A 16,955-nucleotide genomic window follows, 5' to 3' on the forward strand; every position below is an offset into this window, starting at 1 on the left:
GGTCGCCATGTCCGTTTTCGCGTCGATGTGGGAAGGCCTGGGGGTCGCGGGCATCGGGCCGCGGGTGCCGTCACCGGTCCTGTCGGGGATAGCCGCCCTGGCGGTCGTCGTGGCCGTCACCGCGGTGGTGCTCACCGTCCGCCTCGGCCGGCTGCCGGGGCCGCGGCGCGTGCGCCGGGTGGCGGTCAACAGCTTCCAGGTCTTCGGCCGGGTCAACATCGGCCAGACCGTGGCGATCGTCGCAGCCGTGCTGCTCCTGGGACGCTTCGAGCAGTGGGAGTACGTCCCCGCCGTCGTGTGCCTGGTCGTCGGGGCGCACTTCCTGCCGCTCGCGCGGACCTTCGCCCAGCCGCAGTACTGGTGGACGGGCGGGCTGCTGATGGCGCTCGCGCTGGTCGGAGCGGTGGCGCTCGGCGGCGGCGACGGTTCGAACGGCCGTGTCCTGCTGGGCTTCGGTGCGGCCCTCGTGCTGTGGACCACCGCGTTGCACGTTGCCCGCAAGGGCTGAGGCCCGGCCCGCGGTGTCCCGATGACGGCGGTGCCCGCCCCCTCTCCGAGGGGAGCGGACACCGCCGTCCGTCTCACCGGGCCGGCCGTCCGGCCTTCGTCAGCAGGTGGACGAGGAGCAGGTCGACGAGGAGGACGAGGTGCCGACGGTGCCGCCGGACGCGCCCATCTCGGGAAGGGCGACGCCCTGCGAGACCTCGAGGACCTCCAGTTCGGTCACGTCGAACGAGTCGAAGACCTGCTCGATGTCGGCCGAGTCGATCGCGACGGTGCTCATGGAAACTCCTTACTGTTTTACAGCTGCGGCCGGTCGGCCACACAGGGCAACTATTTCTAAATTTCCGCCGCAGGGCCACAGTAAAAGCACTGCGATTGACACTTGTCACATCCGCGGTTACCGATATCACGCAGCTCAAAAGGAATTCGTTATTCCATCGTGAACTGTTTCCGTGCGGACCGCGAAAACGCCCCCACCGTTTCGGTGGAGGCGTCGTTCACGCGCGCGCCGTGGCGGTCAGGTGCGTCCCAGTTCCGTTCCGGCCCAGGCCGCCCACTGCGGGTCGTTGACCCACTCCCACCCCTGCGCCGGATCCCAGATTCCCGGGTCGCCCGGGGGCCGGCTGCCCAGGATGAAGTCGCCCACGGACGACTCCCGCAGGTAGTCGAGGCCCAGCACGCGCGCCGACATGTCCGCGTTCCCGATGCCGAGCCCGCACGGGGCCAGGCCCATGGCCGTCGCCACGAGGTACATGGTCTGGTACAGCACCCCGGTGTGCCGCAGGGTCGTCGCGTAGGCCATGCCGCTGTACTTCCAGGACAGCCGCTGGAACCGGGACGTCATGGTGATGAGGAGGTCGGGGTCGGCCTCCCGGGCGGTCGCGACGGACGCCGCCTCCAGCATCGCGCGACGGTCCCGGTACGCGTCGTTCACCAGCACGAGGCGGTGTGCGACGGGGTCGTAGTAGTAGATGCCCGGCTCGACGCCGGCACAGCGCTGGACGGTCAGGTACAGCTCCAGCTCGTAGGACGAGCCGCCGGTGGGGTAGGGCCGCGAGACGATCTCACCGCCCGGCTCGTCGCCGGCCGCGGGCACGAAGAGCGTCCTGACCCGGCCGACCCGGTAGAGGAACTCGCCGATCTGCTCGGCGGTGAGCGGCCGATCGCCGTAGCTCCGGAACGACCTGCGGCCTTCGAGCGCCGCCGTCAGACCGGGATCGCGTTCCGTGATCGCTTCCAGTGAGGGGCGGTACAGCTCGATGGCCGGTCCGTCGGGCACCGGCTTGACCGCGGGTTGCGGTGCGAGCCTGCCGCGGTGCGGGAACGTGCCGCCCAGCGGGGCGTCGTGGCGTCCGCTGCGGATGCGCGAGTGGAACAGCAGGTCGTGGAACTCCCACTGCCGCAGCGCCGGGCCCTCCTCGTCGAACGCCCCGTCCGCGCGACGGACGTCGACGAGTCCGGCGCCGGCCAGGACACCCAGGAGTGCGCAGGTGTCCGGCAGCGCGGCATCGCCGGCGACCTGCTCGGCGAGGTCGCCGACGTGCTGCTCGGCGGCCAGCGAGGAGACGAGGACCCGGGCGGCCCGGTGGTCCAGCAGCGCTCGCGCCGTCGCCAGCGGCGACTCCAGCGCCAGCACCCCGGACCTGCTGCGGCACAGGGCGAACCGCGACAGGCGCACGACGTCGTCCGGCCGCACGGCCCCGGCCACCGGATCGGCCTCCAGTCCCGTCTGCTGGAGGCGGATCAAGTCCCGCCCGCCGACGGCCACGCCGTACTCGACCAGCCGGCCCAGACGTCCCAGCAGGCCCTGGAAGCGGGAGCGTTCGGCGGGCTCGAATCCGTCGAGCAGCTCCCCGAGCGGGACGTGACCGCCGGCGAGCGAGGCGAGGGCGTCACGGGTGGGCCCCTCGGGCATCCGCACGGCGAAGGTGCTCGCCGGCGTGGTGAGGCTCACCGACGCGGCGTCGAAACCGACCCGGACGTCGTCCCGGAAACCCACCGAGTACTCGGCGCACTCGACTTCGGGCCATGCTTCGGGCCATGGGGTACCAGGCCGCATACCAACCTCCGCATCACTGGGACCGACGCACCATGGTCCTGTCTCACCCGGCAGCGCCCGCAAGGACGCGATGACGTCGATCAGGAAATCGGTGACATTGGTCATGGGGATTGCACGCGGTGCTGCCGGGATTTCCTCCACTGGTCCCAGTGAATTACCTCTGTTTCACAGGCAATGATGTTTGTCATCAGTGGCCTCCGTATGCTTGCGCACTCCTTCCCGGCCTCTCAGTATTGTCACTGATTACCTCACAGGAGGAAGTCGGACAAAAGGCGGGACGGATGGGGCGGAAATGTCTGCGGGACAGGCGCTGAGCGAGAACACGGAGCAAAAGCTGAACTACGTGCTGCGCATTCTGGAGCACCTCGGCGCCGATCCGGCGAGGACCGTCGTGCATTCCTGGAACGGCGACCTCACCGCTGCGGAGTTCCGCCGGTGCGTCGCGGACGCCGCAGCCCGCCTCACCCGGGCCGGAGCCGGCCCCGCCGACACCGTGGCCGTCCTCACCGAGCCCAACTCCCCCGCCATGCTCGCCGCGCGGTACGCGGCGCATCTGCTCGGCGCAGCCGTCGTCCACATCCGGTCGATGAACGCGCGCAGCGACGTGGACGAACTGCCGGCCGCCGAACAGGCCCGGCTGCTGGACGCCACCGGTGCGCGCGTGGTGCTGGCGGACGAGCCCAACTCCCCGCGCGGTCAGGAACTGTGCGACGGCCGGCCGGGCACCGTCCTGCTGGCCCTGAGCCGGGCCGCCGCCACGAGCGGCCGTGACCCGCTGCCCGCGGCGGCCCCCTTCGTCGCCGAGAACCCGGCCGTCATCGACCTGACCAGCGGCACCACCGGCAGTCCCAAGCTCGTACGCCGGTCGTTCGGGGTGCGCGGACAGCTCGTCGACCTGTCGTTCGGGACGCGCCCGCCCGAACACCGCCCCACGCTCCTGTCGGTGACGCCGATCAGCCACGCCACGGCGACGATGGTCGACGCGGCGCTCGCCGCGGGCGGATCGGTCGTGCTGCACAACGGCTTCGACGTGGACGACGTGCTGCGCGCGCTCGCCGAGCGGCAGGTGACCGACGTCTACCTCGCGGTGCCGCACCTCTACCGGCTCATCGACCAGCCGGGTCTCGACCGGGCCGCCTTCCCGTTCCTGCGCCAGGTCCTCTACAGCGGTACGGCGGCGGCCCCCGCCCGGACGGCCGAGGCCGCGCGGATCTTCGGCGAGACGCTGGTCCAGCTCTACGGAAGCACCGAGGCCGGCGGCATGTGCACGCTCACCCCGCTCGACCACTGCGAGCCGGAGCTGCTGCCCAGCGTCGGCCGCCCCTTCCCCTGGGTGGAGATGGAGATCCGGCACCCCGGCTCCGGGAAACCGGTCGAGCGGGGTGCGACGGGCGAGATCTGCGTCCGCTCGCCCACACTCATGGACGGCTACCTCGGCGAGACGGACCGCGGCTGCCTCACGAAAGAGGGCGACCTGCTTCGCACCGGAGACCTCGGCCACTGGGACAAGTACGGATATCTGCACCTGGTCGGCCGCATCGGCAGTGTCGTCAAAGTGAACGGCATAAAGGTTCATCCGACGACCGTCCAGGACGTTCTGCTGAACCATCCGGCCGTCAGGAATTCCGTCGTGTACGGAACGCGTGGCGAGGAGTTCATCGAACGCCTGGAGGCGGCGGTCCAACTGCGCCCGGGAGCCCGCTGCACCGGTGACGAGTTGCGCTCCCACATCGCCGTCGAACTCTCGGCGGCACATGTCCCGGACGCATTTGACTGGTGGGAGGAAATCCCGCTCAACCCCTCCGGAAAACCCGATTACGCACGCCTCAGAGGCCAAAAGGAAGTGCAATGATCCCTCAAGGACATTTCGCGCGGTCGTTGCGCCTGCGACGGCTGCATCACCACACCCCGTCCGGACTGATGGTCACGCCCCTGGACCACTCCATCAGCGACGGTCCCGTGGTGCCGAGGAACAGCTCGATCGACACGCTCGCCGAGCAGCTCGCCGCGGCCGGGGTGGACGCGATCGTGGTGCACAAGGGCAGCCTGCGGCACATCCGTCCGGAGCGCTTCGCCGGCATGTCGCTGATCGTCCATCTCAACGCGAGTACGGGGCAGGCGCCGGACCCGGACGCCAAGTACCTGGTCACGGAGGTGGAGGAGGCGCTGCGGCTGGGGGCGGACGCGGTGAGCGTGCACGTCAATCTGGGTTCCGACGACGAGCGCCGCCAGATCGCCGACCTCGGCCGGGTCTCCGACGCCTGCGACCGCTGGAACCTGCCGCTCATGGCCATGGTGTATCCGCGCGGCCCCCGGATCCACGAGCCGCACCACCCGGAACTCGTGGCGCACGCGGTCACGATCGCGGCAGACCTGGGAGCCGACCTGGTCAAGACGGTCTTCCCGGGTTCCCTGCCCGATCTGATGGCGCTGACCGCCGCCTGCCCCGTTCCGGTCCTCCTCGCCGGCGGTCCGCCGCGGGCCACGGAGGAGGGGCTGCTCGGCTTCGTCTCGGAGGCCGTCGCGGGCGGCGCGCTCGGCGTCGCCATGGGGCGCAGCATCTTCCAGTCCGCGGACCCGCAGCGGACGGCGGCGCGGGTGGCGCGGCTCGTGCACCGGCTGCCGGACGCACCGGGCGGCGCATCAGCGGAAACCGTGGAAGGCGCCGACACGGTCGGCCACGTGACGAGGGGACATCAGCATGACGGACAGCAGACTGTGCTGGCTTGACGTACGCAAGACCGGCGATCTCACGCCGGCCGTTCTCGAGGAGGCCGTGCACCAACGCATCGACGCCGTCGTCGCCGCCGACACGGCGGTGCTCGCCGGCCTGCCGCCCACGGTCCGGCGCGTCCTCGTCCACGACGCGGGCGAGCCGGCCGACGGCTTCGACGGCGCCGATCTCGTCCTGGTGGCGGGCGGCGCCGACGACCGCGCGAAGCTGGCGCGGGCGTATCCGGGGGTGGACTTCGGCCGCTACGTGGAGATCGTCGACGCGGAGACCCTGGAGCAGGCCTGTGAGTCGGCCCGGACCGAACAGTGGAGCCTGCTCGACTTCCGGGATCCCACGAAGATTCCGCTGGAGATCGTGATCGCGGCGGCAGCCGGCTGCGACGGCACCATCGTGACCATGGCCGCCGACGTGACGGAGGCCGAGATCGTCTACGGCGTGCTCGAACTCGGCTCGGACGGCGTACTGATGCCGGCGCGGACCGTCGGCGACGCGACCGCGCTGCGCCGGGCCGCCGGTACGACGGCCGGGGAGATCCCGCTCGTCGAACTGGAGGTCACGGCGACCGCCCACATCGGCATGGGCGAGCGTGCCTGCGTCGACACCTGCAGCTACCTGGGGAAGGACGAGGGCATCCTCGTCGGCTCGCACTCGAAGGGCATGGTCCTCTGCGTCAGTGAGACCCATCCGCTGCCCTACATGCCGACGAGACCCTTCCGGGTCAACGCGGGCGCGATCCACTCCTACACCGTCTCGCAGCACGGCCGAACCAACTACCTCAGCGAACTCGTCGCGGGCAGCAAGGTGCTGGCCGTCGACACGAAGGGGCGTACCCGCGTGGTCAGCGTGGGACGGGTCAAGATCGAGACGCGGCCGCTGATCTCCGTGGACGCGGTGGCGCCCAACGGGCAGACGGTGAACCTCATCCTCCAGGACGACTGGCACGTCAGGGTCCTCGGTCCCGGGGGTGCCGTGCTCAACAGCACGGAGCTCCGCCCGGGGGACAGGATCCTCGGGCATCTGCCGACGGCCGACCGTCACGTCGGCTATCCGATAGACGAGTTCTGCCGCGAGCAGTGAACGTGCGAGCCGGTTCCCGGCGGGGGTGCCGCCGCCGGGAACCGGCTCATTCGGCTGCCTGGTCCCGCCGGGAACCGGCTCACCCGGCTGCCTGGTCCCGCCGGGTCAGATCCAACACTGTTCGCTGGCTATGCGCACCGCGTCGTAGCGGTTGCGGGCGCCCAGCTTCTTGATCGCCCCCGAGGCCAGATTGCGGATCGTTCCCGACGACAGATAGAGCTCCCCCGACATCTCCTTCACCGAGGCGCCCGATGCGGTGAGCCGCAGCACGTCCGCCTCGCGGTCGGACAACGGACCGTCCTGGCGGCCCGCTGCGGACAGCAGCTGCGGGTCCATGACCACCTGTCCCGACGCGACACCGCGCACGGAGTCGATCAGTCTCCGCAGCCCGGCCGACCTGGGGATGATGCTCAGCACGCCGGCTCCCAGAGCCTGGTCCACGAAGGTCCGCGTCGGAGCGTCCACGATCAGTGCCACTCCGCACAGCGGCCGCACCCTGCGTATCTCGCAGGCCGCAGCCATGCAGTCGCCGTGGAGCCTTTCCGGGTCGATGAGGGCGGCGTCCGCATCTTTGCGCTCGACGACTTCGACCAGCTTCTGGAAGTTGCTGACGACGGTGACGACAGCAAGGTCCTCCGCCCGGCTGAGCGACTCAGCCATCATCTCCGCCGTTAGGAGGGACTTGCCTGCAACGACAATGCGACTCGCCATACTTTCTCCCCGTTTGTTCGATATGGCCTGTTCTCGGCATGCGGCATGCGACATGCGGTGAACGGCCAACCTGTGGATCACTCTAGAAACGTTTGTGCGATGCATGTAGACGACTGAGGCGGTTTTGCGCCATCACCCTCCACATTTTTCACACCCTTTACCGGCTGCTGGCCTGGCGTAGATCCGTGGCCGACTGCGTGACCATGTGATCGTTTCGGTCGGCTCGCTCTGGGGGCGCATGAATCCGCCATGGCGGGGAGGCGGCGAAGCGGCGGTTCGTACCGTACGGGCCAGCCGGTGAGGGGAGGGGTGATGGGCGCCTGGGAAGTGCCGCCGCCAGGGGTGTGCCTTGCCGGGACCTCTGACCGGGGCATGCAACGCGAACGTCCCGGACGGCATGCCGTCCGGGACGTCTTTCTGCTGGTGGCTGGGGCCGGGGTCGAACCGGCGACCTATCGCTTTTCAGGCGATCGCTCGTACCAACTGAGCTACCCAGCCGTGAGGTTTCACGTGAAACCTCAGCGGTCCTGACGGGATTTGAACCCGCGGCCTCCACCTTGACAGGGTGGCGAGCACTCCAAACTGCTCCACAGGACCAAGCTGCGTACGACAGTGTCGCACACGTACTGCGTGCCCCCAACGGGATTCGAACCCGTGCTACCGCCTTGAAAGGGCGGCGTCCTAGGCCGCTAGACGATGAGGGCTATCGGCCCGCCTGGGCGCTTCGCAGCGCGTCGGGGACGTGAGAAGCATATGGGATGGCGGGAGGTATCGCCAAAACGGTTTACGGAGTGCTCGGGGCGGGGGTCCCAGGGGTGGAGGGCGAAAGGGCGGGGGAGGGGGACGTGGCCGAGGGGGACGGGGTCGCGCCCGGCTGGTTCTCCTTCGGGAGGTGGCGGCTGACCTCGGCCGTCGTCAGACCCAGGCCGCCCAGCTTGATCTGGTCCCAGGCCTGCAGGCGCCGGGTGTCCCGGTCGAAGTAGAGGACGGAGGCCTGGATCGGGTCGGGGTGCTCGCCCTCGACCGCCCGCAGTCCGCTGCCGCCGGTGGAGCCCTCGATCCGCAGCCGGGTGCCGTACTTCATGACCTCCATGTCCTCGTGGTGGAGGTGGCCCGAGAGGACGAGGGGCACCGCGCCGTCGACCTCCCGGGCGGCCGACGGCTCGTGGGCGACGGCGACGTCCACGGGGGTGCCCGCGGCAGTCTGGTCGCGCAGGGCCGAGGCCAGGCGGGCGCCGGCGAGTTCCTGGGACGCCTCGGCGCCGTCGGCCTTGGAGCGGTCGGGGGTGTACTGGGGGTCGCCGATGCCGGCGAAGCGCAGGCCCGCGACGGTCCTGGCCCGGCCGTCGTCCAGGACGTGCGCGTTCTTCAGGTGCCGCAGGTACTCCTGGGTGCCGCGGGAGTCGTGGTTGCCGCGGACCCAGACGTAGGGGGCGCCGAGGTCCTCGACCGGGTCAAGGAAACCGTTCTCCGCGGCCGTGCCGTGGTCCATGGTGTCGCCGGAGTCGACGATCACGTTCACCTTGTACTGCTCCACCAGCGAGGCGATGATCTTCCAGCTCGCCGGGTTGAGGTGGATGTCCGAGACGTGCAGGACGCGGATCGTGGTCGGGTCGGGCTGGTAGGCGGGGAGCGTGGAGGTGACGTCGTACAGCTTGGTCACGTTGGTGACCAGGCGGGCCAGTTCCTGCTGGTAGACGTCGAACTCCGTGACGATGCTGCGCGCGTTGCCGACGAGGGAGGGCGCGGAGGAGAGCAGGCCGGAGAACTTCGGCTCCAGGACCGAGTCGGGGTTCCAGGTGGCGTACGCCGTGCCGCCGGAGGCGAGCAGCAGGGTGAGCGCCAGCCCGCCGGCCCCCAGCGCGCGGCGGGGGCGCCGGTAGACGACGAGGCCGAGCGCGGTGGCGCCGGTGACGACGGCCGCGCAGGAGCGGACGGCGAGGTCGAGCGTCCCGTGTCCGACGTCGTGGGCGACCTCGTCCTGGAGGCCGGAGAGGCGTTCGGGATGGTCGACGAGGGCCTCGGCGCGGGCGGGGTCGAGCTGGTCGACGTTGACGTCGAGGCGGACCGGGGCGACGTGGCTGTCGAGCCGGAGGGCGCCGAGCGGAGAGACGTTGATCTTCGTGCCGCCGTTGAGGGAGGGGCGCAGGGTCATCGTGGTGTTCATGGGCCCGACCGGGACCCGGACGTTGCCGACGACCAGCAGGCCCAGCCAGGCGCCGAGCAGGACGACGGCGACGAGGCCCACGGCGCGGGTCCAGGGGTGCGACCGGGCGGCGAGTTCGGGTGCGGCGGCGGGGGCGTGGGAGCGGCGGTGGCGGCGGGCAAGGGCGCGCGGGGCGCTGCGGATGGGGTTCATCACCTCGGCCAGGGCGTGCAGGACAGCGACGGGGACGCGGGCCATTGGTCCCGTATGCCCATGGCCCGGGGCGGATATGCGGGTCGTACCGCACGGTCGTACCCGACAATGGAGCTGTGCTGGAGATGACGCGCGAGGAGTTCGAGGAACTGGTCGCCGAGGCCCTGGACCGGATCCCGCCGGAGCTGACGCGGCTGATGGACAACGTCGCGGTGTTCGTCGAGGACGAACCGCCGGCGGAGGATCCCGAGTTGCTCGGCCTCTACGAGGGGACGCCGCTGACGGAGCGCGGGGAGTGGTACGCGGGCGTGCTGCCGGACCGGATCACCGTCTACCGGGGGCCGACGCTGCGGTTCTGCGAGACGCGTGAGGACGTGGTGGCGGAGACCGAGGTGACGGTGGTCCACGAGATCGCCCACCACTTCGGCATCGACGACGCGCGGCTGCACGCCCTCGGGTACGGGTGACGGGGCTTCCGGGCGCGGGGCTTCCCGACGCGGGCTTCCGGCCACGGGCCGCGGAGGCAGGGCTCCCGGCAACGGGCTCCCGGCTGTGGGCTCCCAGCTGTGGGCTCCCGGTTACGGGCTTGCGGCTGCGGGTGACGCCGGCTCGCGCGCGCCCCGACGCGCGGACTCGGTGACGCGCTCGGGTCAAGTCTGCCCCGCCGGGCGCGTGTCCTCTTGTGGGTGACGGGAGTTGGGCACGGCGACATCCTGACCCCCGGAGGTGGCCGCCCGTGCGCCCCTTGTACGTACCCGTCCGTCTGGCCGCCACGGCCGTGGCCGTCGTCGCCGCGGCCGGCTGCATGAGTGTCGGCGACGAGTCCGGAGGGGCCGTCAGGCCGTCGCACTCCGCCGGTGAGCGGGGCGGTGCGGTGCCCGAGGGCGGTGCCACCGCGTCGGGCGGCAAAGCCGGGTACGGTCCGGCGGCGGCCGACGGGGAGCACGGCGCCGGGGAGCGCGGCAAGGGGGAGGGCGAGAAGGCGGGCAAGGGCAAGGGCGAGGAGAAGGGCGGGGGCGGCAAAGGGAAGGACGCGTCCTCCTCGTCTCCGCCGCGCTCCGGTGCGACCCCGGACCCGCCGAGGCAGGGCGGCGGGGGCCGTGGCGACGAGCCCGGGCCCACCCGGACGCCCCCCGACCAGCCGACCCGGACGCCGGAACCGGAGCCGGAACCGACCGAGGAACCGCCCGCGCCCCCGGACCCGGATCCGACGGTCGCGGAGCCGTCGTCGTCGGCGCACGAGCCGCCCCAGACCCAGCTGGCGCAGCGCGAGCCGGCCCCGGAGGCGGGGGCTCCCGTGTAGGGAGACGCGCCTTCCGGACCCGTCGCGAGCCGCTCGGTTTGCCTTCGGGGGTGGGAGGTGCGTATGGTGGTAGATCGTTTGATCCCATTTGCCCGGCGCCACCGCAGAGCGCGCCGTGTGGCGCGTACTCTCCCCTTGCCGTGGTGGACCGCATTGAGGCGGTCGTATTGCGAATCGCGATTCACGGAGTTGACGGGCGCGTGCCGACGAGAGACTCCGGAAGGTTTCGCATTCGCATGTCCATGACCAGTACCGATCACGTCGTCGTGCCCGAGAACGCCGAAGGCGTGGAGGGCGCACCGGAGGCCGTCGAGGCCCCCGTGACCGCTGAGACCACCGAGGCCCCCGCGGCCGCCGAGGCTCCCGAGCCGACGTTCGCCGACCTCGGTCTCCCCGAGGGCGTCGTGCGCAAGCTCGCGCAGAACGGCGTGACCACCCCCTTCCCCATCCAGGCCGCGACCATTCCGGACGCGCTGGCGGGCAAGGACATCCTCGGCCGGGGCCGCACCGGCTCCGGCAAGACCCTCTCCTTCGGTCTGCCGACCCTGGCCACGCTGGCCGGCGGCCGCACCGAGAAGCACAAGCCGCGTGCCGTCATCCTCACCCCGACCCGCGAGCTGGCCATGCAGGTCGCCGACGCGCTCCAGCCGTACGGCGACGTCATGGGCCTGCGGATGAAGGTCGTCTGCGGCGGCACCTCCATGGGCAACCAGATCTACGCCCTGGAGAAGGGCGTCGACATCCTGGTCGCCACCCCGGGCCGCCTGCGCGACATCATCAACCGCGGCGCCTGCTCCCTGGCGAACGTGGAGATCGCGGTCCTCGACGAGGCCGACCAGATGTCCGACCTGGGCTTCATGCCCGAGGTCACCGAGCTGCTCGACCAGGTCCCCGCGGGCGGCCAGCGGATGCTGTTCTCCGCCACGATGGAGAACGAGATCAAGACCCTCGTCGACCGGTACCTGAAGGACCCGGTCAGCCACGAGGTCGACGCGGCCCAGGGCGCGGTGACGACCATGTCGCACCACATCCTGGTCGTGAAGCCCAAGGACAAGGCGCCGGTCACCGCGGCCATCGCCTCCCGCAAGGGCCGCACCATCATCTTCGTCCGCACCCAGCTGGGCGCCGACCGCGTCGCCGAGCAGCTGCGCGACGCCGGCGCGAAGGCGGACGCGCTGCACGGCGGCATGACCCAGGGCGCGCGCACCCGCACGCTGGCCGACTTCAAGGACGGTTACGTCAACGTCCTGGTCGCCACCGACGTCGCCGCGCGCGGCATCCACGTCGACGGCATCGACCTGGTCCTGAACGTGGACCCGGCCGGCGACCACAAGGACTACCTGCACCGCGCGGGCCGCACGGCGCGCGCCGGCCGCACCGGCACCGTCGTCTCCCTCTCCCTGCCGCACCAGCGCCGCCAGATCTTCCGGCTGATGGAGGACGCGGGCGTCGACGCCACGCGCCACATCATCCAGGGCGGTGCGGCCTTCGAACCGGAGGTCGCCGAGATCACCGGCGCCCGGTCGATGACCGAGGTCCAGGCCGAGTCCGCGGGCAACGCGGCGCAGCAGGCCGAGCGGGACGTCACCCAGCTCACCAAGGAGCTGGAGCGGGCCCAGCGGCGCGCCACCGAGCTGCGCGAGGAGGCGGACCGGCTGGTCGCCAGGGCGGCGCGCGAGCGGGGCGACGACCCCGAGACGGCGGTGGCCGAGGCGGCCGCGGCCGTGGCGGCGGCCGAGGTCTCGCTGCCGGAGCAGTCCGGCGTCCGGGACGCGGAGAAGGCGGAGAAGGCGGACCGGACGGACCGGACGGAGCGCGGCGGCAACGGCCGCGACCGCTTCGCCGACCGGGGCGAGCGCTCTCACGACCGCCGTGACGACCGTCGGGACGACCGTGGTGACCGCGGTGGCCGTTCGTTCGAGCGCCGTGACGACCGTGGCGGGTTCCGGCGCGACGACCGCGGCGACCGCGGTGGCTTCCGCCGTGACGACCGGCGTGACGACCGCGGCGGGTTCCGCCGTGACGACCGTCGGGACGACCGTGGCGGGCGTTCGTTCGAGCGCCGTGACGACCGTGGTGGCTTCCGTCGTGACGACCGGCGTGACGACCGCGGCGGGTTCCGCCGTGACGACCGTCGGGACGACCGTGGTGGCCGTTCGTTCGAGCGCCGTGACGACCGTGGCGGGTTCCGGCGCGACGACCGGCGCGACGACCGCGGCGACCGCGGTGGCTTCCGCCGTGACGACCGCGGCGAGCGCGGCGGTCACCGCGGCAGCGACCGTCCGTTCAACCGCGACCGCCAGGGCGACCGCCCCGGCTACCGCTCCGGCGGCCACGACCGCCCGTCCGGCCGCCGCGACGACCACCGCGGTTCGTCCTTCGGCCGCCGTGACGACAAGCCGCGCTGGAAGCGCAACGGCTGACGCCTGAGCAGACCGACGAACGCCGTGGCCTCCGCCCCCTCGGGTGGAGGCCACGGCGCTTCGCGTTACGGACCGGTCTCGGCCACCCGGTGACGCATGTCACGTCTGCCGCGAGGGAATTGCTGGGGTCATGACAGATGACGCCAAGGCGAGTGGGCTGTCGGACGAGGAACGGCTGGCCCAGCTCGGCTACACCCAGGTTCTGGCCCGCCGCATGTCGGCGTTCTCCAACTACGCGGTCTCCTTCACGATCATCTCGGTCCTCTCGGGCTGCCTGACCCTCTACCTCTTCGGCATGAACACGGGCGGCCCCGCCGTCATCACCTGGGGCTGGGTGGCCGTCGGCCTGATGACCCTCTTCGTCGGCCTGGCGATGGCCGAGATCTGCTCGGCGTACCCGACCTCGGCGGGCCTGTACTTCTGGGCGCACCGCCTGGCGCCCCCGCGCACGGCGGCGGCCTGGGCCTGGTTCACGGGCTGGTTCAACGTGCTGGGCCAGGTCGCGGTCACCGCCGGCATCGACTTCGGCGCCGCGTCCTTCCTGGGCGCCTACCTGAACCTGCAGTTCGACTTCGAGGTGACGCCGGGCCGCACCATCCTCCTCTTCGCCGCGATCCTCGTCCTCCACGGCCTGCTGAACACCTTCGGCGTCCGCATCGTCGGCCTGTTGAACAGCGTGAGCGTGTGGTGGCACGTCCTCGGCGTCGCGGTCATCGTCGGCGCGCTGACCTTCGCGCCCGACCACCACCAGTCGGCGTCCTTCGTCTTCGGCGAGTTCGTCAACAACACCGGCTGGGGCAGCGGCGTCTACGTGGTCCTGCTCGGCCTCCTGATGGCCCAGTACACCTTCACCGGCTACGACGCCTCCGCCCACATGACCGAGGAGACCCACGACGCGTCCACGGCCGGCCCGAAGGGCATCGTCCGCTCCATCTGGACGTCCTGGATCGCCGGCTTCGTCCTCCTGCTGGGCTTCACCTTCGCCATCCAGTCCTACGAGGGCGCCCTGACGTCCCCGACCGGCGCGCCGCCCGCCCAGATCCTGCTCGACGCCCTCGGCGCGACGGCGGGCAAGCTGCTGCTCCTCGTCGTCATCGGCGCCCAGCTCTTCTGCGGCATGGCGTCGGTGACGGCCAACAGCCGCATGATCTACGCGTTCTCGCGGGACGGCGCGCTGCCCTACTCGCACATCTGGCACTCGGTGAACCCGCGCACCCGCACGCCGGTCGCGGCGGTCTGGCTGGCGGCCCTGGGCGCCCTCGTCCTCGGCCTGCCGTACCTCATCAACGACACGGCGTACGCGGCCGTGACGTCCATCGCGGTCATCGGCCTCTACATCGCGTACGTCATCCCGACCCTCCTGCGCGTCCGCAAGGGCGCGGCCTTCGAACGGGGCCCGTGGCACCTGGGCCGCTGGTCGCAGGCGGTCGGCGTGGTGGCGGTGACCTGGGTCTGCGTCATCACCGTGCTGTTCATGCTCCCCCAGGTCTCCCCGGTCACCTGGGAGACCTTCAACTACGCGCCCGTCGCCGTCCTGGTCGTCCTGGGCTTCGCCGCGACCTGGTGGCTGGCCTCCGCCCGGCACTGGTTCCTCAACCCCGCCCACGAACGCACCCGCGCCCGCGCCGCCGCCCACGCGAACGTTCCCGAGCCCGTGGACCCGTGACCGCCCGCCCCCGCCGGGGCCCACGACGCGGCCGGGACCGGGATACCCGATCGGCCTCCCGGCCGTGTCCGGCTATGCTCGGTATGGCAACATCACGCAGCACCGCGTGGCACGGGCGCGACACGGCGCCCTGGGCCCTTAGCTCAATTGGCAGAGCAGTGGACTTTTAATCCATTGGTTGTGGGTTCGAGTCCCACAGGGCCTACCGGTCGGACCCCGGCTCGCAGCAGGACGAGCCGGGGTCCGGTGCGTCCGGGCCGTCACAGGGGCCAGAGGTGGGCCTTGAGTTCGGCGCGCTTCAGGGTGAGCGGGCCGTTGCCGTAGTGGGCGATCTGGAACTTGACGCGGCGGTCCTTGCCGACGACGCCGACGGCCGGGACGTAGCTGTAGGTGCCGCCGCTGGAGCCGATGACCTCGGTCGGCGGGAACGCCTTCACCGTCCGGCCGGCGTCGACGTCGTCCTCGACGAGGCGGATCTGGAGCTCGTCGCCCCGGTCCAGGTCGTCCGTGTAGACGTACAGGACGCCGTTGTAGTGGGCGCCCTTGGCGAAGGTCTGCCCGTCCTCGTAGTGCTGCTTGAGGTCGTCCCTCCACTCGGTGTCGAACGCGATGGTCTTCCATGTATCGGGCTGGACCGTCATCGGCTTCGTCATGCCGAGACTCGTGTAACGGGGCATGGGGTCGTCCTCCTCGGGGGCTTCGCCCTTGGCACGGGCGAGGATCGCGGTCATGGGGAAGGCACCGGGGTCGCCGTGCGTGTTGTGGCACAGGAGACCGTCAGCGATGTAGGTGCTCGTGTCTGTAGTGAGGGAGGCGATGGGCTGCACGCCGAGGTGCTCCACCCGGACCACAGCCGTGTCGGGGGTCGTCTTGCCGACGGCCGCGCCTTCCCACATGCGCGCTGCCACGGGGAGGAGCCGCTCGGGGCGCAGGGTCCCCAGGACCCGACAGGACGCCCACATCCCTCCGTTGATGCGGACGTCAGTGAAGTCCTTCGGGTTCTTCGCGAGGGAACTCCTCTTGCTGTGGTCACGACGGATGACCTTGGTGGCCCATCCTCGCCGGTCGCACTCCGCCAGGAAGAGATCGAGCACGGCGCCGTCCACCTGGCCGAAGCCGACCCAGGATCCGTGACGACCACCGGCGAACGCATGTCCGTCCGCGTCGAGGACTCCGGCCATCCAGCCGGCGATGCGCGAATCCTCGGGTTCCCAGGAGGGCCCCAGGCTGATGATGCGGTGCTTGGCCGGGTCCAGCTCCTTGCTCGGCACCCAGGCGATCCGCGATCCACGGTTCACGTAAGGGAGACGAACGAGCCAGGGGTGGTCGGCCGAAGCAGTGACCGATCCCTCGGTGGTGGTGATGCGGTACGAGTCCTTGAGCGCGGGTTCGTTGCGGGTGACGACGCCGCGCCTGTACCGGCGACCGCCGTTGGCGTTTCCGATCCTGACGGTCTCCTCGTCGAACGAGACCAGCTCGTCGCCGACCTTCAGGTCGCCGGCACGACGCCACGTGAGGTCGGCGCACAGGATCGGCGTATCCGGGTGGACGCAGTTCTCCGGGACATGCTGATGCCCGCAGTGACCGTGGAAGTTGTTCCAGGCGGAGTTGCTCATGCGGACGCCGGAGTTGCCGTAGGAGCCGGGGTAGGCCTTGAAGGTGAGGCCGCTGGTCAGCGGGACGCCGTGGTTCTGGTGGGCCCACTTGGCGAACGCCGCCAGGTCCCGGATCACCCAGTCGGGCAGCTCGGGCGAGTACAGGTGCGGGGTGCTGCCCCACTTCTTGTGGGTGCTCGGGTCGCAGGTGCCGACCAGTTCCACCTGGACGACGTTCAGGGTGTTCGTCTCCACGCCGCCGGACTTGTTGACCAGGGCGCGGGAGGACTCGTCGAAGTCGAAGTGCTGGTACCAGACGAGGCGCTGGGCCGAGAAGTCCGGCTTGGCGGTGAAGTTCGGCGCCGAGCCGCCGCCGCCGTAGGTCGGGAGCGAGGTGCCCTCGGTGGTGTGCCACACCACGACGTTGGACTCCATCGCCGAACCGGGGTACTTGCTGCCGTACCAGTAGGCGGTGGACGCGCCGGGATAGCGCTGGGGACCGGTTCTGGTCACGTCGACTCCTT

At 70.9% G+C, this 16,955-nt stretch carries 13 protein-coding genes and 4 tRNA genes; 9 read left to right on the forward strand and 8 right to left on the reverse strand.

Annotation, left to right across the window (positions count from 1 at the left end):
• Positions 1–7 precede the first annotated feature (7 nt).
• The gene (locus IG94_RS0117530) at positions 8–508 is read left to right on the forward strand and encodes a DUF7010 family protein (protein WP_224220162.1); all 501 of its coding nucleotides are present in this window, start codon (positions 8–10) and stop codon (positions 506–508) included.
• Between the two features lie 99 nt (positions 509–607).
• Here IG94_RS0117530 and IG94_RS40505 read toward each other — a convergent pair whose 3' ends face one another.
• A complete protein-coding gene (locus IG94_RS40505) occupies positions 608–784 on the reverse strand; it encodes a thiazolylpeptide-type bacteriocin (protein ID WP_078535764.1) in 177 nt (58 codons plus the stop codon).
• A gap of 237 nt (positions 785–1,021) precedes the next feature.
• A complete protein-coding gene (locus IG94_RS0117540) occupies positions 1,022–2,563 on the reverse strand; it encodes a SagB/ThcOx family dehydrogenase (RefSeq protein ID WP_031037073.1) in 1,542 nt (513 codons plus the stop codon).
• Between the two features lie 292 nt (positions 2,564–2,855).
• On the opposite strand from IG94_RS0117540, the gene IG94_RS0117545 reads away from it, so the two are divergent.
• The 3 genes from IG94_RS0117545 to IG94_RS0117555 are packed head-to-tail and all read left to right on the forward strand — an operon-like array spanning position 2,856 to position 6,374.
• A complete protein-coding gene (locus IG94_RS0117545) occupies positions 2,856–4,415 on the forward strand; it encodes a class I adenylate-forming enzyme family protein (protein WP_031037077.1) in 1,560 nt (519 codons plus the stop codon).
• Positions 4,412–5,293, forward strand: a complete 882-nt coding sequence (locus IG94_RS0117550) for a 2-amino-3,7-dideoxy-D-threo-hept-6-ulosonate synthase (RefSeq protein WP_031037081.1) — start codon at positions 4,412–4,414, stop codon at positions 5,291–5,293. The genes IG94_RS0117545 and IG94_RS0117550 overlap by 4 nt, the downstream gene beginning before the upstream one ends.
• Entirely contained in the window at positions 5,265–6,374 is a 1,110-nt protein-coding gene (locus IG94_RS0117555) for a 3-dehydroquinate synthase II (RefSeq protein ID WP_031037083.1), read from the forward strand. The genes IG94_RS0117550 and IG94_RS0117555 overlap by 29 nt, the downstream gene beginning before the upstream one ends.
• 105 nt (positions 6,375–6,479) lie before the next feature.
• Here IG94_RS0117555 and IG94_RS0117560 read toward each other — a convergent pair whose 3' ends face one another.
• The 5 genes from IG94_RS0117560 to IG94_RS0117580 form a co-directional block, all read right to left on the reverse strand.
• Positions 6,480–7,085 (reverse strand): response regulator transcription factor, encoded by a 606-nt coding sequence (locus IG94_RS0117560; protein ID WP_031037088.1) that lies wholly within the window; start codon positions 7,083–7,085, stop codon positions 6,480–6,482.
• A gap of 421 nt (positions 7,086–7,506) precedes the next feature.
• Positions 7,507–7,583 (reverse strand) — tRNA-Phe (locus IG94_RS0117565).
• A gap of 24 nt (positions 7,584–7,607) precedes the next feature.
• Positions 7,608–7,682: transfer RNA gene (locus tag IG94_RS0117570), tRNA-Asp, on the reverse strand.
• Between the two features lie 34 nt (positions 7,683–7,716).
• Positions 7,717–7,789, reverse strand: a tRNA-Glu gene (locus IG94_RS0117575).
• An 80-nt stretch (positions 7,790–7,869) separates the two neighbouring features.
• The gene (locus IG94_RS0117580; RefSeq protein WP_031037092.1) at positions 7,870–9,489 is read right to left on the reverse strand and encodes a metallophosphoesterase family protein; all 1,620 of its coding nucleotides are present in this window, start codon (positions 9,487–9,489) and stop codon (positions 7,870–7,872) included.
• Between the two features lie 71 nt (positions 9,490–9,560).
• Here IG94_RS0117580 and IG94_RS0117585 point away from each other — a divergent pair, with 71 nt between their 5' ends.
• The 5 genes from IG94_RS0117585 (at position 9,561) to IG94_RS0117605 (ending at position 15,041) form a co-directional block, all read left to right on the forward strand.
• Positions 9,561–9,911, forward strand: coding sequence for a metallopeptidase family protein (locus tag IG94_RS0117585; protein WP_031037095.1), 351 nt, complete (start codon positions 9,561–9,563; stop codon positions 9,909–9,911).
• A 269-nt stretch (positions 9,912–10,180) separates the two neighbouring features.
• Complete coding sequence (locus IG94_RS0117590) at positions 10,181–10,747, forward strand: hypothetical protein (RefSeq protein WP_031037099.1); 567 nt, start codon at positions 10,181–10,183, stop codon at positions 10,745–10,747.
• 236 nt (positions 10,748–10,983) lie between these two features.
• The gene (locus IG94_RS0117595) at positions 10,984–13,170 is read left to right on the forward strand and encodes a DEAD/DEAH box helicase (protein ID WP_031037102.1); all 2,187 of its coding nucleotides are present in this window, start codon (positions 10,984–10,986) and stop codon (positions 13,168–13,170) included.
• Between the two features lie 130 nt (positions 13,171–13,300).
• Positions 13,301–14,836 carry an amino acid permease gene (locus IG94_RS0117600; RefSeq protein ID WP_031037106.1) on the forward strand — a complete coding sequence of 512 codons (1,536 nt, stop codon included), beginning with the start codon at positions 13,301–13,303 and terminating at the stop codon, positions 14,834–14,836.
• A 132-nt stretch (positions 14,837–14,968) separates the two neighbouring features.
• Positions 14,969–15,041 (forward strand) — tRNA-Lys (locus IG94_RS0117605).
• A 55-nt stretch (positions 15,042–15,096) separates the two neighbouring features.
• Here IG94_RS0117605 and IG94_RS43145 read toward each other — a convergent pair.
• Positions 15,097–16,944 (reverse strand): Hint domain-containing protein, encoded by a 1,848-nt coding sequence (locus IG94_RS43145; RefSeq protein ID WP_211269672.1) that lies wholly within the window; start codon positions 16,942–16,944, stop codon positions 15,097–15,099.
• Positions 16,945–16,955: the final 11 nt, after the last annotated feature.

Source organism: Streptomyces olivaceus, assembly GCF_000721235.1.
Classification (GTDB): Bacteria; Actinomycetota; Actinomycetes; order Streptomycetales; family Streptomycetaceae; genus Streptomyces; species Streptomyces olivaceus.